The 21,172-nt window shown below is 69.6% G+C and carries 18 protein-coding genes; 11 read left to right on the top strand and 7 right to left on the bottom strand.

Translation table 11 applies throughout. The features are described 5' to 3' along the window. Positions 1-2: 2 nt before the first annotated feature. Positions 3-1,589, bottom strand: coding sequence for a polyprenol phosphomannose-dependent alpha 1,6 mannosyltransferase MptB (mptB, locus tag ACQPZQ_RS24960; protein WP_433284522.1), 1,587 nt, complete (start codon positions 1,587-1,589; stop codon positions 3-5). A 303-nt stretch (positions 1,590-1,892) separates the two neighbouring features. Here mptB and ACQPZQ_RS24955 point away from each other — a divergent pair, with 303 nt between their 5' ends. The 11 genes from ACQPZQ_RS24955 to ACQPZQ_RS24905 all read left to right on the top strand — a co-directional run bounded on the left by ACQPZQ_RS24955 (position 1,893) and on the right by ACQPZQ_RS24905 (position 14,136). Beyond that, on the top strand, positions 1,893-2,573 hold the full coding sequence (locus ACQPZQ_RS24955) for a helix-turn-helix transcriptional regulator (protein WP_433299351.1): 681 nt from the start codon (positions 1,893-1,895) through the stop codon (positions 2,571-2,573). Beyond that, a complete protein-coding gene (gene sufB / locus ACQPZQ_RS24950; RefSeq protein WP_241038236.1) occupies positions 2,570-3,997 on the top strand; it encodes a Fe-S cluster assembly protein SufB in 1,428 nt (475 codons plus the stop codon). The genes ACQPZQ_RS24955 and sufB overlap by 4 nt, the downstream gene beginning before the upstream one ends. Next, positions 3,994-5,193, top strand: a complete 1,200-nt coding sequence (locus ACQPZQ_RS24945; protein ID WP_433284519.1) for a SufD family Fe-S cluster assembly protein — start codon at positions 3,994-3,996, stop codon at positions 5,191-5,193. The genes sufB and ACQPZQ_RS24945 overlap by 4 nt, the downstream gene beginning before the upstream one ends. 30 nt (positions 5,194-5,223) lie before the next feature. Continuing rightward, positions 5,224-6,009 (top strand): Fe-S cluster assembly ATPase SufC, encoded by a 786-nt coding sequence (sufC, locus tag ACQPZQ_RS24940; protein WP_433284517.1) that lies wholly within the window; start codon positions 5,224-5,226, stop codon positions 6,007-6,009. Further along, positions 6,009-7,286 carry a cysteine desulfurase gene (locus ACQPZQ_RS24935; protein ID WP_433284515.1) on the top strand — a complete coding sequence of 426 codons (1,278 nt, stop codon included), beginning with the start codon at positions 6,009-6,011 and terminating at the stop codon, positions 7,284-7,286. Before sufC ends, ACQPZQ_RS24935 begins: the two co-directional genes overlap by 1 nt. Positions 7,287-7,291: 5 nt before the next feature. Beyond that, positions 7,292-7,780 (top strand): Fe-S cluster assembly sulfur transfer protein SufU, encoded by a 489-nt coding sequence (gene sufU, locus ACQPZQ_RS24930; protein ID WP_433284513.1) that lies wholly within the window; start codon positions 7,292-7,294, stop codon positions 7,778-7,780. Further along, the gene (locus ACQPZQ_RS24925; RefSeq protein WP_241038231.1) at positions 7,777-8,163 is read left to right on the top strand and encodes a metal-sulfur cluster assembly factor; all 387 of its coding nucleotides are present in this window, start codon (positions 7,777-7,779) and stop codon (positions 8,161-8,163) included. The genes sufU and ACQPZQ_RS24925 overlap by 4 nt, the downstream gene beginning before the upstream one ends. 721 nt (positions 8,164-8,884) lie before the next feature. Then, positions 8,885-10,729, top strand: a complete 1,845-nt coding sequence (locus ACQPZQ_RS24920) for an ABC transporter ATP-binding protein (protein ID WP_433284511.1) — start codon at positions 8,885-8,887, stop codon at positions 10,727-10,729. Continuing rightward, positions 10,726-11,316 (top strand): hypothetical protein, encoded by a 591-nt coding sequence (locus ACQPZQ_RS24915; protein ID WP_433284509.1) that lies wholly within the window; start codon positions 10,726-10,728, stop codon positions 11,314-11,316. Before ACQPZQ_RS24920 ends, ACQPZQ_RS24915 begins: the two co-directional genes overlap by 4 nt. A 334-nt stretch (positions 11,317-11,650) precedes the next feature. Beyond that, positions 11,651-13,513 carry an ABC transporter ATP-binding protein gene (locus ACQPZQ_RS24910; protein WP_433284507.1) on the top strand — a complete coding sequence of 621 codons (1,863 nt, stop codon included), beginning with the start codon at positions 11,651-11,653 and terminating at the stop codon, positions 13,511-13,513. Then, positions 13,510-14,136 (top strand): hypothetical protein, encoded by a 627-nt coding sequence (locus ACQPZQ_RS24905; RefSeq protein WP_433284506.1) that lies wholly within the window; start codon positions 13,510-13,512, stop codon positions 14,134-14,136. Before ACQPZQ_RS24910 ends, ACQPZQ_RS24905 begins: the two co-directional genes overlap by 4 nt. A gap of 118 nt (positions 14,137-14,254) precedes the next feature. Here ACQPZQ_RS24905 and ACQPZQ_RS24900 read toward each other — a convergent pair whose 3' ends face one another. The 6 genes from ACQPZQ_RS24900 to ACQPZQ_RS24875 all read right to left on the bottom strand — a co-directional run bounded on the left by ACQPZQ_RS24900 (position 14,255) and on the right by ACQPZQ_RS24875 (position 21,099). Further along, positions 14,255-15,778 carry a catalase gene (locus ACQPZQ_RS24900; protein ID WP_433284505.1) on the bottom strand — a complete coding sequence of 508 codons (1,524 nt, stop codon included), beginning with the start codon at positions 15,776-15,778 and terminating at the stop codon, positions 14,255-14,257. A gap of 315 nt (positions 15,779-16,093) precedes the next feature. Beyond that, positions 16,094-16,684 carry a DoxX family membrane protein gene (locus ACQPZQ_RS24895; protein ID WP_433284504.1) on the bottom strand — a complete coding sequence of 197 codons (591 nt, stop codon included), beginning with the start codon at positions 16,682-16,684 and terminating at the stop codon, positions 16,094-16,096. Positions 16,685-16,901: 217 nt separating this feature from the next. Continuing rightward, complete coding sequence (locus ACQPZQ_RS24890) at positions 16,902-18,650, bottom strand: eCIS core domain-containing protein (protein ID WP_433284502.1); 1,749 nt, start codon at positions 18,648-18,650, stop codon at positions 16,902-16,904. Positions 18,651-18,805: 155 nt separating this feature from the next. Next, on the bottom strand, positions 18,806-19,633 hold the full coding sequence (locus ACQPZQ_RS24885) for an arylamine N-acetyltransferase family protein (RefSeq protein ID WP_433284500.1): 828 nt from the start codon (positions 19,631-19,633) through the stop codon (positions 18,806-18,808). A gap of 34 nt (positions 19,634-19,667) precedes the next feature. Further along, positions 19,668-20,648 (bottom strand): adenylate/guanylate cyclase domain-containing protein, encoded by a 981-nt coding sequence (locus ACQPZQ_RS24880; protein ID WP_433284499.1) that lies wholly within the window; start codon positions 20,646-20,648, stop codon positions 19,668-19,670. 1 nt (position 20,649) lies between these two features. Beyond that, positions 20,650-21,099, bottom strand: a complete 450-nt coding sequence (locus ACQPZQ_RS24875; RefSeq protein WP_433284497.1) for a universal stress protein — start codon at positions 21,097-21,099, stop codon at positions 20,650-20,652. Positions 21,100-21,172: the final 73 nt, after the last annotated feature.

Below are 21,172 nucleotides of genomic sequence, written 5' to 3'. Positions count from 1 at the left end.
GTCTAATGAGGTGCGGGATCCGGACCCGGAGTCGGCACGCGGCCCGGCCACGCGTCGACGTCCACGCCCCGCTGCCCGGCGAGCTGGCGCCGCTGCACGAGTAGCAGGAGGACGAGCATGACGAGTCCGGCCACGATCGCCATGGGCAGCTGATAGGCGCGGAAGTTGAAGTCGGCGCCGGTGGGCGGGACGAGCAGGGCGAGGATGGCGGAGGCGGCCAGGGCGGCGCGCCGGTAGCGGGGAAGGCCCTGGGTGGCGGCGAGCGGGATCGCGGCCCAGAGCAGGTACCACGGGTGCACGATCGGTCCGAGCAGCACGACAGCGCCCAGGCCGACGCCCATCCCGGTGACGGGGTCGAGCCGCCCGCGGAGTGACGCGAGCAGCAGTATCAGGACCACGATGCCCCCGGCGAGCCCGCCCAGGCCGCGGGTGAGCACGAGCACGGTGTCGGTGTGGTCACCGAGGCCGCCCACGATGCCGACCTGGCCCCCGATGAGCCCGAGGTCGGTGGACACCGACATCCAACTTCGGATGAGGCTCGGCGTGTCCAGCGTGGTGACCCACCCGAGCCCGAGCCCGGTGACGAGCGCCAGCACGCCGTAGCCGACGACCGTGACCCCGCCGAGCACCCCCGCCGACACGGCGACGTCGCGCACCCGGCCGCCACGGCGCCTGGCCCATTCCGTGCCGAGGAAGCCGAGGGCCAGCAGCGCGGGAATCTTGACCGCCGAGGCGCCCACGATGAGCAGGGCGCCGCACAAGAGCCGCGTGTCGAGCACCCGTGGTCCTGCTCGGAGGCCGATCTCCATGCCGGCGAGCATCATCCCGATCATCAGTGACTCGTTGTGGATACCGCTGACCAGGTGGAACAGCACGAGCGGGTTGGCGGCGCCGAGCCACAGCGCGAGCCCGGTGTCGAGCCCGCAGCGCCGGGCCAGCTTGGGTAGCGCCCAGACGATCAGGCCGACGCCCATGAGGGCCAGCACGCGGTGGGTGAACAGGCCGAGGACGACGTCGTTGCCGGTGAGCGCGGTGATGCCGCGGCCGAGCCAGAGGAAGAACGGCCCGTAGGGCGCCGGGGTGTCGCGCCAGATGGTGGGGATGCTGCGGGTCAGCGGATCGTCGACGCCCAGGGCCTGGGCCGGGCCGAGAACGTAGGGGTCGAGCCCCCGGGCGAGGATCGCGCTCTGCGCCAGGTAGCTGTAGACGTCGCGGGAGAACAGCGGCGGAGCCACGGCCAGTGGGATGGCCCACAACACGGCCGTACGGGCCAGTTGCGCACGGTTGGGGGCGGGCGCCACGGCCCCGTTCGACCGCAGCATCTTCCCGATCCACAGCCACGCGACCACCAGCAGCCCGATGCCGGCGTAGGTGATGGCGATGGCGATGGTGGCGTTGCGGCTGGGCAGGCCGAGTAGCCGCAGGCCGAACAACGGGTTGGGGACGGGGAGCGCGCCCGCGCCGAGAGCGCCCACTCCCATCAGCAACGTCCCGGTGAGCCCCAGCCGGCGGGCGGCGCGGCTCGGGTCGCGCGGGGGTGCCTCTACCGGAACCGGAGCGCGTGCGCCGTCCAGCTCCCCTGCGACCATGCGTGCAGCCTAGTGCCGAGTAAACGAGGTCGTCGTACCCGCCTCCGGCGCCCAGGTGGCGCCTCCTCCGCATTGCGAATCCATCCCTCCGGACACCGGATCCGGGCGGGAAACCCCGTTGCCGCGGCACTGGCGAGCCTCCCCCCACGTGACCGTCGTCACCCGGCGCACGTCGCCTTTGCCCCGGTCGCCGATATACGCAACACTGGTGTTGTGAAAAGCAGGGGACAGCCGTCGGTCGACGCCCATGAGGGGCAGTCGAGCGGTGACGGCCGCACCCGGGCGAGCGTCGCCCGCCTGCTCATGGAGCAGGGGCCGATCACGGCCACGGCGGTCGCCGCCGAGCTCTCGCTGTCGGCTCCTGCGGTACGGCGTCATCTCGACGCTCTGCTCGCCGACGGTGAGGCCGAGGTGCGGCAGGCGCCGCGCCGCGGTCCGCGGGGCCGGGGGCGCCCGGCCCGCCTCTACCTGCTCAGTGACGCCGGGCGGGCCCGGTTCGGTCACGGCTACGACGACCTCGCAGTGGCCGCGCTGCGCTACCTCGCCGAGCACGGGGGAGAGGCGGCGGTGCGGGACTTCGCGCGCAGCCGGGTCGAGAACCTGCTCGGCTCGGAAGCCGAGCAGGTCGCGGCCACCGACGGGCGCGACGCACGCGCGGGAGCGCTCGCCGACGTGCTCACGTCCCGCGGCTACGCCGCACAGGCCCGGGAAGCCGGGTCGGGTGTGCAGCTGTGCCAGCACCACTGCCCGGTCGCCCACGTCGCGGCCGAGTTCCCGGAGCTGTGCGAGGCTGAGACCCAGGCGTTCGCCGAGCTGCTCGGCACGCATGTGCAGCGGCTGGCCACCATCGCGCGTGGCGACACCGCGTGCACCACCCACGTTCCGCTGGAAGCTCCCGAAATCCAGCGGGGTTGCACCACTACCACCACGATCTCGACAGGGATCCCCACAGGTACGTCCCTGAGAGGGAGGCAGTCCGAATGACGACCACTCCTGAGGCACTCACCCAGGAGGAGACGCTCGCGACGCTCGGCCGCTACGACTTCGGCTGGGCCGATCCGGACGCCGCCGGCGCTACCGCACGTCGCGGTCTCTCCGCCGACGTCGTCGCCGACATCTCCGCACTGAAGAACGAGCCCCAGTGGATGCTCGACTTCCGGCTCAAGGCACTCGACCTGTTCGAACGCAAGCCGATGCCTCGTTGGGGCGCGGACCTGTCGGGCATCGACTTCGACAACATCAAGTACTTCGTGCGTTCCACGGAGAAGCAGGCCGCCAGCTGGGAGGACCTGCCCCCCGACATCAAGAACACCTACGACAAGCTGGGCATCCCGGAGGCCGAGAAGGCCCGCCTCGTCGCCGGTGTCGCCGCGCAGTACGAGTCCGAGGTCGTCTACCACCAGATCCGTGAGGACCTCGAGGCGCAGGGTGTCATCTTCCTCGACACCGACACGGGCCTGCGTGAGCACCCGGAGCTGTTCAAGGAGTACTTCGGCTCGGTCATCCCGAGCGGCGACAACAAGTTCTCCGCCCTCAACTCGGCGGTGTGGTCGGGCGGGTCGTTCATCTACGTCCCCAAGGGCGTCAAGGTGGACATCCCGCTGCAGGCCTACTTCCGGATCAACACCGAGAACATGGGCCAGTTCGAGCGCACGCTGATCATCGTCGACGAGGGTGCCTACGTGCACTACGTCGAGGGCTGCACCGCGCCGATCTACAAGTCCGACTCGCTGCACTCGGCCGTGGTCGAGATCGTCGTGAAGAAGGGCGGCCGTTGCCGCTACACGACGATCCAGAACTGGTCGAACAACGTCTACAACCTGGTGACCAAGCGGGCCAAGGCCGAAGAGGGCGCGACCATGGAGTGGGTCGACGGCAACCTCGGCTCCAAGGTCACCATGAAGTACCCGGCCGTCTGGCTGATGGGTGAGCACGCCAAGGGCGAGGTCCTGTCCATCGCCTTCGCCGGCGAGGGCCAGCACCAGGACGCCGGGGCGAAGATGGTGCACCTGGCGCCCCACACGTCCTCGACGATCATCTCGAAGTCGGTGGCGCGTGGTGGTGGGCGCACCTCGTACCGGGGTCTCGTGCAGGTCAACCCGCGGGCGCACCACAGCCGCTCCACGGTGAAGTGCGACGCGCTCCTGGTCGACACGATCAGCCGGTCCGACACCTACCCCTACGTCGACGTTCGCAACGACGAGGTCTCGATGGGCCACGAGGCCACGGTCTCGAAGGTCAGCGGCGACCAGCTCTTCTACCTGATGAGCCGCGGGCTGACCGAGGACGAGGCCATGGCGATGGTCGTGCGCGGGTTCGTCGAGCCCATCGCGCGCGAGCTGCCCATGGAGTACGCGCTGGAGCTGAACCGTCTCATCGAGCTGCAGATGGAGGGTTCCGTCGGATGACGGTTCCGAGTAACGCACCTGAGGTCGCAGGCCTCGCTCCCGAGCTGGAAGGTGCCAAGAAGGGGCAGGGCGAGTCTCCTCTCGCATCGGCGAGTGAGCGCTTCACCTCCTACGACGTCGAGGCTTTCGAGGTCCCCGGCGGTCGTGAGGAGAACTGGCGCTTCACGCCGATGCGGCGGCTGCACGGCCTGCACGACGGCACCGCGGCGCTCGACGGCACCGTGAAGATCGAGGCCTCCGTCGCCGAGGGCGTCACGGTCGAGACCGTCGACCGCGACGACGCACGGATCGGCGAGGGCGGCATCCCCGCCGACCGTGTCGCCGCTGCGGCCTGGTCCGCGTTCCGTGAGGCCACGGTCGTCACGCTGCACGGCATCCCGGCACCGGTCACCGTCACGGTCACCGGCCCGGGAGAGGGCGTCACCGCCGCAGGCCACCTGCAGCTGCGCACCACGCCCAACACCGAGGCCACCGCTGTAATCGAGTACCGCGGGTCCGGCTCTCTCGCCGACAACCTCGAGGTCGTACTGGCCGAGGGGTCACGGCTCACGCTGGTCGTCACGGGCGAGTGGGCCGACGACGCCGTGCACGTCGGTGCGCAGCACATGTCGATCGGGCGCGACGCGGTCCTGCGGGCCACATCGGTGTCGCTGAGCGGCGACCTGGTGCGGATCAGCCCCACCGTGAAGTACAGCGGCCCGGGCGGCGACGCCGAGCTGGCCGGGCTGGGGTTCGCCGACGCGGGCCAGCACCTGGAGCAGCGGCTGCTGGTCGACCACTCCGTGGCGAACTGCACCTCCAACGTGATCTACAAGAACGCCCTGCAGAGCGTGAAGGGCCTCACCGCCCACACCGTGTGGATCGGCGACGTGCTGATCCGCGCGGCTGCGGAGAACACGCGGACGTTCGAGTTCAACCGCAACCTGGTGCTCACCGAGCACGCGCGGGCCGACTCGGTACCGAACCTGGAGATCGAGACCGGCGAGATCGCCGGTGCCGGCCACGCGAGCGCCACCGGCCGGTTCGACGACGAGCAGCTGTTCTACCTGCAGAGCCGCGGTATCCCGGAGGACGTCGCCCGGCGGCTCGTCGTCCGCGGCTTCTTCGGCGAGATCCTGAGCCGGATCACCCTTCCCGAGCTGCGCGAGCGCCTGGAAGCGGCGATCGAGGCCGAGCTGGCCGTCACCGGCGCCTGACGCACCCAACCACACGGAGCACTGACACCAATGTCCACCTTGGAGATCAAGGACCTGCACGTCTCGGTCGCAACCGAGGACGGCCCCAAGGAGATCCTGAAGGGCGTCGACCTCACGATCCGCGCCGGCGAGACGCACGCCATCATGGGCCCCAACGGCTCCGGCAAGTCGACGCTCGCCTACGCGATCGCGGGGCACCCGAAGTACGAGGTCACCTCCGGTGAGGTCCTCCTCGACGGCCAGGACGTCCTCGGCATGACCGTCGACGAGCGCGCCCGCGCGGGCCTGTTCCTCGCCATGCAGTACCCGGTCGAGGTCCCCGGCGTCTCGACGGCCAACTTCCTGCGCGCGGCAGCCACCGCCATCCGCGGTGAGTCGCCGAAGCTGCGCACCTGGGTCAAGGAGGTCAAGAGCGCGATGAGCGACCTCGACATCGACCCGGACTTCGCGGAGCGCAACGTCAACGAGGGCTTCTCCGGCGGCGAGAAGAAGCGCCACGAGGTGCTGCAGCTCGCGCTGCTCAAGCCGAAGTTCGCGGTGCTCGACGAGACCGACTCCGGCCTGGACGTCGACGCACTGCGCGTCGTGTCCGAGGGGGTCAACCGCTACCGGGAGGGTGGCGACACCGGCGTACTGCTGATCACGCACTACACGCGGATCCTGCAGCACATCACGCCCGACGTGGTGCACGTCTTCGCAGGCGGGCGCATCGTCGAGTCCGGTGGCCCCGAGCTCGCCGATGAGCTGGAGAAGACCGGCTACGTGCGGTTCACCGGGTCGGCCGCCGACACGGCGGTGGCTGAGGCCACGGTCTGATGACCACGGTCGAGGGCGTCGACGTCCAGAAGCTGCGGGCGGACTTCCCGATACTCGCCCGCACCGTCCGCGACGGCCGCCCGCTGGTCTACCTGGACTCGGGCGCCACGTCGCAGCGCCCGCGCCAGGTGCTCGATGCCGAGCGGGCGTTCCTGGAGCAGCACAACGCCGCTGTGCACCGTGGCGCGCACCAGCTCGCCGAGGAGGCCACCGACGCCTACGAGTCGGCGCGGGCGCGGATCGCCGCGCTCATCGGCGCCACGGCGGGCGAGCTCGTGTTCACCAAGAACGCCACCGAGGGCATCAACCTCGTGGCGTACGCGATGAGCAACTCGAGCATCGGCACCGGCCTCGGGCCGGAGTCGGAGCGCTTCGCACTCGGGCCGGGCGACGAGATCGTGATCACCGAGCTGGAGCACCACGCCAACCTGGTGCCCTGGCAGGAGCTGTGCCGGCGCACCGGCGCCACGCTGCGGTGGTACTCGATCACCGATACCGGGCGCGTGGATCTCGACTCGATCGAGCTCACCGAGCGCACGAAGGTCGTGGCGTTCGCGCACCAGTCCAACGTGCTGGGTACCGTGCTGCCGGTGGCGGAGCTGGTGCGCCGCGCCCGCGAGGTGGGCGCCCTGGTGCTGCTCGACGCCTGCCAGTCGGTGCCGCACATGCCGGTGAACCTCGGCGAGCTCGGCGTCGACTTCGCGGTGTTCTCGGGTCACAAGATGCTCGGGCCGTCCGGCATCGGCGTGCTCTACGGGCGTGCGGAGTTGCTCGACGCGATGCCGCCGTTCCTCACGGGCGGGTCGATGATCGAGCTCGTGCGGATGGAGCACACCACCTACGCCCCGCCGCCGCAGCGGTTCGAGGCCGGCGTGCCGATGACGTCGCAGGCCGTGGGCCTCGGGGCGGCTGTCGACTACGTGAACGCGATCGGCATGGACGCGATCCACGCCCACGAGATGGCGCTGGTGCAGCAGACCATCGACGGCTTGTCGCAGGTGCCCGGTGTCCGGATCGTCGGGCCCACCGACCTCACCGACCGCGGTGGTGCCGTCGCGTTCGTCGTCGAGGGCGTGCACGCGCACGACGTCGGCCAGGTACTCGACGACCGGGGCGTCGCCGTGCGGGTGGGCCACCACTGCGCGTGGCCGCTGCACCGTCGCTTCGGGGTGGCCGCCACCGTGCGCGCCTCGTTCCACGTGTACAACACACCGGACGAGGTCACCGCTCTGGTCGAGGGCGTGCGGGCCGCGCGTGACTTCTTCGGAGTGAGCTGACACATATGCAGCTGGAACAGATGTACCAGGAGATCATCCTGGATCACTACCGGTCGCCACACGGCGCCGGCCTGCGCGAACCGTTCGACGCCGAGTCGTTCCAGATCAACCCCACCTGCGGCGACGAGATCACGCTGCGCGTGAAGCTCGACGGCGACACGGTCGCGGACGTCTCCTACGAGACGCTCGGCTGCTCGATCAGCCAGGCGTCGGCGTCGGTGCTCACCGACCTCGTCGTCGGCCGCTCGGTCGAGGACTCGATGAAGGTGCTCACGGCGTTCCAGGAGATGGCGCAGGGCCGTGGGCAGGTGGAGCCCGACGAGGACGTTCTCGGCGACGGTGTGGCCTTCGCGGGTGTGGCCCGCTACCCGGCCCGCGTGAAGTGCGCGTTGCTCGGATGGATGGCGTTCAAGGACGCCGTCGTCCGCACCGCGCATGACGGCCAGAGCAAAACGCGCGATGATGCCCGCAAGACGGAGGAGGCACAGTCATGAGTGAGACCGCCGACGACGTGGTGCGGGGCGCGGCGGGCATGCCCGAGCCGCCGGCACAGCGCGCTGAGGAGCCCTCGATCGAGGACCTCGAGGAGGCGATGCGCGACGTGGTCGACCCCGAGCTGGGCATCAACGTCGTCGATCTCGGTCTGGTCTACGGCATCCAGAGCGCGGGCGGCGTCGCCACCATCGACATGACGCTCACGTCAGCGGCCTGCCCGCTGACCGACGTCATCGAGGAGCAGGCCAGGGCCGCGCTCACCGGCACCGCAGGCCTGGTCGACGACATCAAGATCAACTGGGTCTGGATGCCGCCGTGGGGCCCCGACAAGATCACCGAGGACGGCCGCGAGCAGCTCAGGGCACTGGGCTTTCGCGTCTGACGCCACCGCAGCACACAACGAACGGCACTTTCGTCCGGTAGATCCGGACGGAAGTGCCGTTCGTTGTTTTTGACGATCTTTCCGCGTGGGGTAGATCACAGTTACGTTGTGAATGAATCTTCTAGGCTGAGGATTCCTTCAGCATGACTCGTGTAGCTGCCATGCAATCGTGGACAAGGGGGAGGTCGATGAGTGGAGGGATCGCTCTCGAGGGGCACGGTAGCCGACCTCGGTTCGTGCCGGGAATTCATTCGAAGGTGATCACCGTGATAGGCCGTCGGCTGTCGGGTGCTGCTTCCCGGGCTCCGATGATGCTCTCCGCCGGCCCGGCCGGACCGTCAGTCGACGGGCGCCTGAACCTGCCGCCGCGCTGGATGTGCTGGTCAGTGGGGTCAGCCAGCTTCGCTGTGTGACGGAGCGGGTGCAGGCCCTCTGCCGCCCCGGCTCGACCGCCTCCTGTGCGACGGACGCTCCCTCGATCCCCCGAGATCGGTCGATCGTGCTGATCTGACACATCGCACACATTGTCGGCCGCAGCATCCGGTGTCCATTTCGTAGCCGCCGGGGCATTTTTCCGAACTTGCTTCCCTGAAATCATTGGCTCGCCGAATCGTGCGGGCCTGCGCTGAGCGCGTATTCATCGACTCTGATAGAGGAGCGACGCCATGCCCGACGACGACGACAAGGCGCGGCGCCATTGCCGGCACGCGGCGGTGGGCGGATGAGCGCCGAGGCCCAGGCGTCGGGGCCTGCGGACACGACGGCCGGATCCATGGCGGCCGGAGCGGTGGCCGTCGCCGATCATGTGCCGTCGAACGCCGGGACGCTGCGTCAGCTGTGGCGGTTCCGCGCCTACGGGCAGGCCGAGTTGCGGTCGTTGCTGGTCGGGGTGGTGATGCGCGGTTGTGAGCTGGTCGCCGATCTCGCCGCTCCCTGGCCGTTGGCGCTCGTGATCGACGACCTGCTGCGGGGTGAGCAGAAGGGCGGCGCGCTTCACCGGGTGGCGGACTGGTTCGGTGGGTCGGCCCTGGCCGTGCTCGGCGTGGCCGCGGTTTCCGTTCTGCTGATCACCGTGGCGTCCGGCGTGTTCGACTATCTCGGCGACCGGATCATGAACGGGGCGGGGCAGCGGATCAGCTCGCGCATCCGCTCGGACGTGTTCGGTTACGTGGAGCGACTGCCGCAGAGCTATCACGACCGGCACGCCATCGGCGAGCTGACGAGCCGCGTGGTCACCGACACGGATCGGATCGAGGGCAGCCTGACGGACCTGTTCTCCACGCTCGTGCCGGGGATCCTCGCGCTCCTGGGCACCGCCGTGGTCCTGGTGTCGGTGGACTGGCGGCTCGGGCTGATCACGTTGTGCGCGGCGCCGCTGGTCTTCATGACCGCCGTGCGCTATGCCCGCCTGACCAGGGTGAACTCACGCAAACGGCGGGCGGCGGTGGGTGAGCTGACCGGTTTCGTCACCGAGTCGCTCCAAGGCATCCGCACCGTGCACGCGTTCGGCAGCCAGGATCTGGAGGACCACCGCTTCGGGTCGACCAACAGCCGCGTGCTGAGCATCGGGCTGCGCGGGGTGGATCTGAGCGCCCGGTTCACACCTTCGCTGGAGTCGGTGGCGGCCATCGGCACCGCTGTGCTGTTGTTCGTGGGTGGGTACGGAGTGCTGCAGAACTGGTGGTCGGTCGGGCTGCTGGTGGTGGTCACCAACTACTTGCAGAACATCCTCAAGCCGATGAAGTCGTTGGCCAAGCTGCTGCCGAGCTTCACCCAGGCGGCCGCGTCGGCGGAGCGGATCGGGGCGATCCTGGACCAGCCCCGCGAGCACCTCGGGCCCGCCCGCGGGCTGCCTCGCCGGGTGAGCGGTGAGATCGAGCTGTGCGGGGTGGGCCTGGACTACGGGCGTGGCCCGGTGCTGACCGGGCTGGACCTGCGGATCCGCGCGGGCGAGCGGATCGCGTTGCTGGGCGACAACGGCGCCGGGAAGTCGACCACGCTGTCGCTGATCGGCGGGCTGTACCGGCCCACGTCGGGGCGGGTGCTGCTCGACGGACTGTCGGTGCCCGACGTGCCGGAGCACTGGTTGCACCAGCAGGTGGCGATGGTCCTGCAAGATACGTTCCTGTTCTCCGGGACCCTGGCGGACAACCTGCGCTACGGCAGGCCCGACGCCGACGACGAGGAGGTGGCCCGAGTGGCCGAAGCCGCTCTGGTCAGCGAGTTCGTCGACCGGCTGCCGGACGGGCTGAACACGGTGATCTCCGCGGGCGGGATCGGCTTGTCGGGTGGGCAGCGCCAGCGTGTCGGTATCGCTCGGGCGCTGCTCGTCGACTCGCCGGTGGTGCTGCTCGACGAACCCACCGTGGGCCTGGACGTCAACGCCGAGGAGCTGGTGGTGCAGGCACTGACCCGCCTGGCCGAGGGCCGCACGGTCATCATGACGACCCACCAGCCGGCGTTGACGAGGCTGGCCACCCGCACCGTGTACCTGCGCCGGGGCGGCGTGCTCGACGAGCGGCCCACGCGACCGCTCGCTGCACTCGTGACAGGGACGCCCGCATGACGAGCGGCAGTTCCCCGGACGAGCACGTGATCATGGTCATCCGGCATGCGGAGAAGCCGGGCCATGGCGATGGCCCGCGCGGCATCACCCCGGACGGGGAAGCCGACAAGCACTCTCTCACCGTGGACGGATGGATCCGAGCCGGTGCGCTGGTCGGCCTGTTCGCCCCGTCCCGCGGGGAACCACCTGCCGGCCTGCTCCGCCCGGACACGATCTACGGCTCGGGCTTCGGGCGCGGCCAGAGCAAACGATCCGTCCAGACGGTCACCCCGCTGGCCGCCCGGCTCGGGCTCGACGTGATCAACCGATATGCCGAGGGCGAGGAGGCGCGGCTGACCAAGGAGTTGACCGCGCGCCCCGGCGCCACGGTGGTGTCCTGGCACCACGAGGCCATTCCCGAGATCGCAGGCCACCTGGGCGAGGTCACTCCGGCTCCACCGGCGAACTGGCCGGGCGACCGATTCGACGTGGTCTGGGTCTTCGCCCGCACCGGCGGCGGCTGGCGGTTCGCGCAGGTGCCGCAGCTGCTCCTGCCCGGTGATCTGCCCTATCCGATCGACGATCCGGACCACGCCCCCAAGACCTGAGATCGAGCCCGTACCAGCTCGGCATTCGGCCCCATCTCGCCGCGGCTCCTGCGAAGATCGGCAACCGTGATTGTGCGGATCTGCGGCCGGATTGAGATCTTGCGCGGATTCAACCCCTGTATGGGGTATGTCACAGACTTCGCAGATGATGAATTAGCGCGCGCCTACCTGGCGTTCAGGAAACGTTAATGTTGCTGTTCTTGATCAGTTGGGCCATGCGCTTGCGGTCCGAATAGTGACATGTGACTAGGCCGATGAGGGGAGTGGCAGTGGCGGCTGTGTCCGAAGTGGGGGAGATGGCGCGGCGCCGTTGCCGGATCTTGGTGGTGAATCAATGAGTGTGGAGGCGGCGGCAGCCGGAGAGTTGCCAGATCGCGGGCAGGGCGAATCGATTCCCGGCTGGGTGCGCACCGTGGACAAGCGGTCGCCGGAGAGTATCGGGACGTTGCGTCAGCTGTGGAGGTTCCGCAGCTACGGGAAGCCGGAACTGCGGTGGTTGTTGACCGGCGTGGGGATGCGGGGGCTGGAACTGGCCGCCGACCTGGCCACGCCGTGGCCGTTGGCCCTGGTCATCGACGACCTGCTCAGAGGGGAGAACCACGGCGGGCCGTTGCACGGCGTGGCCCAGTGGTTCGGCGGGTCGGCGATTGCCATGCTCGGAGTGGCCGCGGTCGCCGTTCTGCTGATCACGGTGGCGTCCGGCGTGTTCGATTACCTGGGCGACCTGTTCATGAACGGTGCGGGCGAGCGGATCAGTTCGCGCATCCGTTCGGACGTGTTCGGTTATGTGGAGCGGCTCCCGCAGGATTATCATGATCGCAATTCGATCGGCGAGCTGACCAGTCGGGTCGTGACCGATACCGAGCGTATCGAGGGCAGCTTGACGGACCTGTTCTCCACGCTGGTGCCCGGAATCCTTGCGCTGCTCGGAACCGCTGTGGTGCTGGTTTCGGTGGATTGGCGGCTCGGCCTGATCACGTTGTGCGCGGCCCCGCTGGTGTTTCTCACCGCGGTTCGTTATGCGCGCCTGACCCGGGTGAACTCCCGCCAGCGTCGTGCAGCGGTGGGTGATTTGACCGGTTTTGTCACCGAGTCGCTGCAGGGTATTCGCACTGTGCACGCGTTCGGCAGCCAGGCGGTGGAGGACCGGCGTTTCGGTTCGACGAACGACAAGGTGCTCAGCATCGGGCTGCGCGGTGTGGACCTGAGCGCCCGGTTCACCCCGGCGCTGGAGTCGGTGGCGGCGATCGGCACCGCGGTACTGCTGTTCGTGGGCGGATACGGCGCCTTGCAGAACTGGTGGTCGGTCGGCTTGCTGGTGGTGGTCACGAGCTACCTGCAGAACATCCTCAAGCCGATGAAGTCGCTGGCCAAGCTGATGCCGAGCTTCACCCAGGCTGCCGCGTCGGCCGAGCGGATCGGCGCGATCCTCGACGAGCCTCGTGCGCACGTGGGGTCGGCCCAGGGGCTGCCCGCCCGCGTCGCCGGCGAGATCGAGTTGCGTGGCGTGGGTCTGGACTACGGACGGGGCCCGGTGCTGTGCGGCCTGGATCTGAAGATCGAGGCGGGTCAGCGGGTCGCGTTGCTGGGGGACAACGGCGCGGGCAAGTCCACCGTGATGTCGTTGATCGGCGGGCTGTACCGGCCCACCGAGGGCAAGGTGCTGCTCGACGGCCTGTCGGTGCCGAACGTGCCCGAGCACTGGCTGCACCAGCAGGTGGCGATGGTCCTGCAGGACACCTTCCTGTTCTCCGGAACGCTGGCCGACAACCTGCGCTACGGCCGGCCGGACGCCACGGACGAGGAGGTGGCCCGGGTGGCCGAGGCCGCGCTGGTCACCGAGTTCGCCGACCGGCTCCCCGACGGGCTGAACACCGTGATCTCCGCAGGCGGGGTCGGGCTGTCCGGCGGGCAGCGCCAGCGTGTCGGCATCGCCCGCGCGCTGCTGGTCGACTCGCCTGTGGTGCTGCTGGACGAACCCACGGCGGGGCTGGACGTGGTGGCCGAGGAGGTCGTGGTGCAGGCACTGACGCGGCTGGTCGAGGGCCGGACGGTCATGATGACCACTCACCAGCCGGCGCTGACCCGGCTGGCCACCCGCACGGTGCACCTGCGCCGGGGTGGCGTGCTCGACGAGGCCCCGTCGCATCCGGCTCCGGAAGCGGCGGAGGTTGCGGTCTCGGGGGTGCTCGGATGATGTCCGCTACGAGCAACGTGTGGCTGCTGGACGAGCCTGTCGAGGCCGAGCAGGTGATCATGATCATTCGGCACGCGGAGAAGCCCGGCCGTTCGGGCAATCCGAAGGGCGTCTCACCGGAGGGGGAGTTCGACAAGCACTCCCTGACCGTGAACGGGTGGCTCCGGGCAGGGGCGTTGGTCGGGCTGTTCGCCCCCGCCCGGGGAGAACCGCCGTCGGGGTTGTACCGGCCGGACACGGTGTACGGCCCGGCGCATCGGGAGGGCCACAGCAAACGATCGGCGCAGACGGTGACGCCGCTCGCCGCCCGGCTCGGCCTGGACGTCGTCCAGCGCTACGCCGTCGGTGACGAGGCAGCACTCGCCGGCGAGCTTCGGGCCCGCCCCGGTGCCGCCCTGGTGTCGTGGAAGCACGAATCCCTCCACAAGATCATCGAGAACCTGGGCGAGGTGAGCCCGGCTCCGCCCGAGCACTGGCCCAGCGACCGCTTCGATGTCGTGTGGACCTTCACCCGCCACGGCAGCGGCTGGCGGTTCGCGCAGGTCCCGCAGTTCCTGCTGCCCGGTGACCTGCCGTATCCGATCGCCGACCCGGACCCGGTCGACGACCGGATCAGCGCCTGACGACCCGACAACACCGGCGGGGCGGGCGACGCGATCACTGCGTCGCCCGCCCCGCCGGCTGTTGAACGAAGGGGTCCTCGGCCGTACGTGCACTGGACGAGGTGGCCTGCGGGCTGTTCTATGCCTTGGCCTGCATCGAGCTACGAGCGCGGTTGCCCTGCTTCTCGGCCTTCGGGTCCGTCTCGTCGGCCTTGGCGCGCACCCCGGCCTCGATCCGCTCGCCGATGCCCTTGTCGACGTTGCGCCAGTAGTCGAACGCCCGCTCCAGTACGGGCTCGGTGACGCCGTTGAGCAGATGCCCCACGACGTTGTCGACGAGGCGCTCGCGGGCGGCATCGTCCAACACCTCGCGCACGAGCGTGCCGGCCTGCCCCCAGTCGTCGTCCTCCGTGTGGTCGACGTAGGCGGCGCGGGTGATGTCCCCGTCGGTGTGCCAGCTCGGTATCTTCCCGACCCTCGACATGTCGGCCGCCGGGCCGCCCTTCGAGTTCGGTGCGTACACCGGATCCGCGACCTTCACCATGCGCATCGCACCGTCCTTGCTGTACGAGTGCACCGGTGAGGTCGGCGCGTTCACCGGGATCTGCTGGTAGTTGGCGCCGAGGCGGTGCCGGTGGGCGTCGGCGTAGGAGAAGAGCCGCGCCAGCAGCATCCGGTCCGGGCTCGGCCCGATGCCGGGTACGAGGTTGTTCGGCTGGAACGCGAGCTGCTCGATCTCGGTGTGGTTGTCCGTCGGGTTGCGGTCCAGCGTCATCCGGCCGACCTCGATCAGCGGGTAGTCGCCGTGCGGCCAGACCTTGGTGAGGTCGAAGGGGTTGAAGCGGTAACCCGGCGCGTCGCCGTACGGCATGATCTGCACGTACAGCGTCCAGCTCGGGTGCTCGCCGTCCCGGATGTGCTCGAACAGGTCCCGCGTGTGGTAGTCGGTGTCGGCGGCCGCCATCTGATCGGCCTCGTCCTGGGTGAAGAACTCCACGCCCTGCTCGGTCTTGAACGTGTACTTGACCCAGAACTCCTCGCCGGCCTCGTTGATCCACATGTAGGTGTGCGAGGTGTAGCCGTTCATGTGACGCCACGTGCGCGGGATCCCCCGGTCACCCATCAGCCAGGTCACCTGGTGCGCGGACTCCGGCGAGAGGGTCCAGAAGTCCCACTGCATGTCGTGGTCGCGGAGGTTGTTGTCGGCACGGCGCTTCTGGGAGCGGATGAAGTGCTGGAACTTCATCGGGTCCTTGACGAAGAAGACCGGCGTGTTGTTGCCGACCATGTCGTAGTTGCCCTCGGCCGTGTAGAACTTCAGCGCGAAGCCGCGGGGGTCGCGCCAGGTGTCGGGGCTGCCGCGCTCCCCGGCCACGGTCGAGAACCGCGCGGCCATCTCGGTCTTCTGTCCCGGCTGGAACAGCGCGGCCTTGGTGTAGGCGCTGACGTCGTTCGTGACCTCGAACCGGCCGAACGCGCCGCTGCCCTTCGCGTGAGGCTGCCGCTCAGGTATCCGCTCGCGGTTGAACTGCGCCATCTGCTCGATCAGATAGCTGTCCTGCAGCAGGATCGGACCACCCGGTCCGACGGTGAGTGAATGTTCGTCGCTCTCGGCCGGGATGCCGGCATCAGTGGTCGTGAACCTCGAAGTGGGATCGCTCACCAGTGTTCCTCCTCGTGATGTGGCTCGTGCAGTTCGGGTGCACGTTTCAGCAGAGGGGCCTCGTCCTGGCGTCGCCCGAGCGTGGGGAGTGGCAGGTGGGACACGTTCGAGCGTGGCCGGGCAGCGGGGTCCACCGCGGCGGCCACGCGGCCCGCGGTACACCGCTGCGTCGGCAGTCATGCCTCAGGTGCTGACGAAACCATCACCAGCGCTTGCCCGGTCGCCGCGGGTCCAAAACCTGGACCGTCGCTGTTGCCGGGGGGATCTCAGCCGCGACAGGTACGACTGCGGCGGTCGCGGTGTCCGCCGGGCCCGTCAGAACGCCACGTTGATCACTATCGAGGCGAGGATCGCGACGAGCAGCCCCGCCAGTCCGAAGGACAGCGGACTCCTGCCCCACGGGGTTCTCGCGTCCAGGGACAGGCGGCCGGAGCCGGCGAGCAGCAGCACCAGTGCGATCACGACGAGGGTGAGCTCGAACTCGAAGCCCGTTCCCGTGCCCTCGAAGAAGCCGCCGCTGTGCTTGGCCCAGACCACGCTCAGCTGGACCCCGAGCACCCCGGCGGCCGCCAGCGGGGTGACCAGGCCCAGCACCAGCATCACGCTCGCGCCGACCTCGGTCAGCCCGGTGACCCAGGACAACAGGGCGATCCCGCGGGTGAAGCCGTAGCCGTGGAGGACCTTGGCGAAGCTGCCGAGCCCAGGCCCGCCGAGGAAACCGAACACCTTGATGAGCCCGTGCGCGCCGATCGTCGTGGCCAGGATGAGGCGCAGGAGCAGGAGCGCGACGTCGAACCCCGTGCCGCTGTAGCGGTCGTCGGGGGCACGGACGGCGGGCTGCTCGACGGTCACCGGATCCGTCGTGCCGCCCGCGAGCGACGTCGTGCCCTGGTTGCCGTGGTTCACGTGTGGACCTCGCAGTGCAGATGGTCAGAGGACGGCGGCGGTGTGCCGACCTCTGGAACGGGTCGGCATCGGCGCGCCGGATCAGGCGGTCGACCTCCGTGTCGACCAGCCGCACGACGGCCATGCTAAACGCCGTGCCCCCGGGCCGCTGCCGCATCGTGACCGAGGAACTCACATAGCGGGCGTCGCACCGCCCGGTCCGCAGCTCCCGACGAGGTCAGCCTCCGTGCAGACGGGTGACGTAGTCGTGCGCCATGAGGGCGAACTCCTTCCACTTGTCGAGCGGAAGCTTCGTCATCTGGGAGGCGCGGAACTCGAAGATCCCGGCCTCCTGGCGTGCGTTGTCCGGCCCGACCTGCTCGGTCCTGTCCTTCAACGCCCCCATGTTGGTGGGGGCGAAAACGCTGTTCAGCTTGTCGTCGTTCTCGGCGATGGCGGTCAACCAGTCCTTGATCGTCAGGTCCCGGACGTCCGTGCGTTTGGTGCCCGCCGCGATGACGTTCTTGTTCGGGTCGATGGTGCCGCCGCTCAACTTGCCCGCTGTTGCGGCATCGACGACCAGATCGACCCAGAGTTGCTTGTCGGCCTCGAGGATCGTCCGTTCGGCTGCCGGCAGGAGCTGGAACAGCTTGGCGAAGTCGGTGCGCGCCATGAGGACGTTGGCGATCTGCTTCGGGTAGGCGAGCTGCTGGGCGGTGACCGAGCCCTTGATGATGTAGCTCGAGATCACAGCGATCAGGCCTCTGAGGTCGTCGCTGGGCGTCGGAATGGCACCCTTGCCCGTCACGCGGCGGGCCTGTCCTGCGAGATACGACGTACCCGGCTTCATCGCCTCAGGTGCGGGCCTGTCCTGGGGTGGTTGAGGCGCAGGCTGCTGTCCGGCTGCGGGGGCCGGCGGCGGGGGCGGGGCCATCCGCGTGATCGCGCCGAGCGCCAGACCGAGGGTGACCTGGGGGCTTCCGTCGAGCGACCCTCTCGGGGTGATCACGAAGTTCTTGTCCGGCTTCCGGTTCGTGGCCTTGTCCTGCGTGAAGTGCTCCGCCCCTTTCCCGGCCTGCTCCATACCCTTGCCGATGTCGGTGAGTTTCTTCATCACGGTGTCGAGGCGCTGCTTGCCGTCGGCGCCCTCCTCCACCGGCGGGTCGACCACGAACTCGATCTCGGACCGCTTGTTGGGTGCGGTGTCGGCGGTGACCTTGAAGCCGTCGAACGGTTCCCCGACGGCGTCGTACTTCTTCAGCGGCTTGCCGGGCTTCGTCTTGCCGATCAGCGGCTTGTCCGCCGTGTCGACGTACCACCCGGTCTCGATCTCGATTCCGACCTTGCGCTGCACCGTGAGCTGGTCCGGCGCGGGCCCGGATCGGGCATGCGGAGTCTCGGATGCGCTCTGTCCGAGCTCGGTGGGTGGGCGCCGCAGCGCTCGGTGGGCGTTCGCCTCGGCGGCTCGTTCGTCTTGGTCGCTCGGGTCGCTGATCCTCAGCCCGTCACCGCGGACGGTTCCTGCGACCGGTCCTCGTCGTTGCTGGATGACGTGGGTCAGTTCGTGGGCGAGGGTGTGGCGGTCGTCGGCCCCGGGGCCCAGTACGACGTGCTCGCCGGAGGTGTAGGCCTGTGCGCCGATCGCGGCGGCGGATCGGCCGGCCGCGGGTCCGGTGTGGATGCGGACGGAGCGGAAGTCCGCGTCGAGGCGGGCTTCCATGTCGCGCCGCACCGGGGTGTCGAGCGGCCGTCCCGAGGAGTGCAGTACGTCGAGGACGCCCGAGCGCTGCACCGTCGGTTCCTCGACCGGTTCCTCTGCTCGGCTCGCCTGGAGGAAGGCGACGACGGCTGCATTCCCTGCGCTGCGCTGCAAGGTCAGAAATGCGGCCGGGACCCCGCTGGGCCGGGCTGGGGCGAACGGACGAGCGGGGTGGGACGTCCCGGCCTGGTCGATGTCGCGCCCCGCAGTCGACTCGTAACGGCGCACGGGGCCTCCTTCGCGAGGAGTGATCAACACCCTCCTCTCGGTGACACTAGGGGCAGGCTGCCGGGCGGGCAGGAATCATCCGGGCATCTCGGCAGGCAATCACGTTGCCCGAATGGCCATCCGGGCGTGGCTGCCCGCGCGATCGGCGGGGTTGCTCAGAAGAGCCGGGCGAGCGCTCCGTCGAGGTCGGGCAACCCGGACAGGTCGATCAGGAAGTGCTCCTCCAGTACGGCGCATATCTCGGCCGGGGTCTGCAGGACACGGCGCTCGCTCGGGCCGCCGAGGTGGTGCACGGTGAGGGTGGTGCCGTTCAGCGCGTAGCGCCGGGCGGTGTCGGGGCGCGCCGCCATGGGCGTGGCGAGGAAGTGCGACGCCGGGTGGTGCCCGAGATACCAGTTCGTCACCTCGTAGTCGGCGAGGTACTGCTCGGTGAGATCGAACCGGTAGAGGGGTCGCCACTCACCTGCGACCAGCGCTTGCATCACGAACCCGCCGCCGTCGGGCCACAGGCGGAACGGCTCGTGCGGGCTGGCCTGCTCGATCTCGGGCTCGAGCGCCAGCACCCCGGTGAGCGTCAGAGCTCCGAAGCCGACGTCGACCACGTGCGGCCCCTCCGGCAGGTCGATGTGCAGCAGCATGTGGCTCCGCGGCGTAGCGGGCGCATCGGCCGGGCGTCCCCACAGCACGCGCGCCGCGAGGCCCGTGGTGCGGTAGCCCAGCGCGTCGAGGGCGCCGCGCAGGAGGAGGTTCTGCTCGAAGCACCAGCCACCTCGTCCACCATGGACGAGCTTCGCGGAGAGGCTCTCCTGGTCGAGCCGCACGTCCCGGCGTGTGAACGGGTCGAGGTTCTCGAACGCGATCGACCCCGCGTGCGCAGCGACGATGCGCCGCAGGGCAGGGAGGTCGGCATCGCGAGCGCCGGGCTCACCGATCCTGTCGAGATACGAGGTCAGCGTCGACGTCGCCGCGCCGGTGGTGGTCATGGCAGCCATCCTGGACGCTGCCCCCAACCCAGGGTCAAGCGGAGTTCTCGATCAGCCATGGATGCAGGTTCCGGTACCCGCGAACGGCGAGGGGCCGCAGCGCGCGCAGCGTGAACCGGGGGTCGTCCGCGAGGTTCTGGGCGACCGTCCGGTCGACGAGCACGGAGTCCGGGTCGGCGTGCGTGGTGAGCCGGGACGCGATGTTGACGACCTCGCCGTAGACGTCCCCGTACCGCACGAGGACGGGCCCGGCGGCCAGCCCGATCCGCAGCCGGGGGAGCAGGGGCTCGCTGCGCACGCGGTCGCGCAGGCCCAGCGCTATCGCCGCCCCCTCGGCGATCTCGTCGGCGACGAACAGCACCTCGTCCCCGACCGTCTTGACGATCCGGCCGCGTCCGTCGGCGATCACCTCGGTGGTGGTGGAGCCGAAGCGTTCGATCATCTCGCCGAGCTCCGCGCTGCTGCGGCGCCGCGTCGTGCGGGTGAAGCCCACCATGTCGGCGAAGCCGACGACCAGAGACCAGGTGTCGGGGGCCTCCTCCTGAGCGCCCGAGGTCGCCAGCGAGCGGTGGACGGTGGCCGCGAGGTGCCGGCGCCAGACGTAGGTCTGCAGCGACTCCAGCGCGGGGAGCACCGCGGCCGTGGTCTCGAGCGCCTGCTGCGCCGTGACGTCCTCCGATCGGCTCTCGATGAGCCGTTTCACCATGCCGACCTGCCACTCCGCGAGGCGTGACATCTGCTGTGCCACGGCCCGGGCGACCGCCTCGCGCACGTCGAGTTCGAGCACACCGGCCTCGGTGAGGCCGGTCATCAGGCGAACGGCCTCGATGTCGTGTTCGGTGAACAGCACGGCGTCGTCGGCCACCTCGGCGAAGCCCAGCGAGCGCCACAGCCTGCGTCCCTCGTCGAGGTCGAGGCCGGCCACCTCACTCATCTGCAGCCGCGTGTAGCGCCGGGGTGCTCCCAGCACGATCTCCTCGATCGCCTCGTCGAGCGGGCGCTCGGCCGTGCCCACGTCAGGTCGTGTGGACGATCAGCACGTCCACTCCCGCGCGGCGCGCGGCGTCGGACGGGACGGAGCCGAGCAGCCGCCCGCTCAACGTGTTGAGTCCGCGGTTGCCGACGACGAGCAGGTCGGCGTTCGCGTCGGCGACGGCCTTGCGGAGCACCTCCACGGGCGGGCCGTCGGCGGCGACCGTGCGGACCCTGCCGGCGCCGGCGGCGAGTGCCCGGTCCTCGGCGGAGCGCAGCGTCTCCTCGGCCGGAGTCCAGCCGCGGACGAGGAAGGCCTCGTCCTTGAGGACGTCCTCGGCCTCGGCGGTGTCGTCCCGTCCGGTCGGGGTGTAGGCGCACACGATCACGAGCTCGGCGTCGGTGTCGCCCGCGACGGCGGCGGCGCGGTCCACGGCCGCGAAGGAGGTGGCGGATCCGTCGGTGCCGACGACGATGGTGCGGTAGGCGGACATGGAGGCCTCCGGCTCGGGGGAACGTCGGCCTGGAGGTTACCGGCGGTAGCGGGTGGCTCCGGCAAGCGGTGGG

It is taken from the genome of Pseudonocardia sp. CA-142604 (assembly GCF_050948475.1).
In the GTDB taxonomy this organism is placed as follows: Bacteria; Actinomycetota; Actinomycetes; order Mycobacteriales; family Pseudonocardiaceae; genus Pseudonocardia; species Pseudonocardia alaniniphila.
This window is presented reverse-complemented; position numbering and strand designations above follow the sequence as displayed.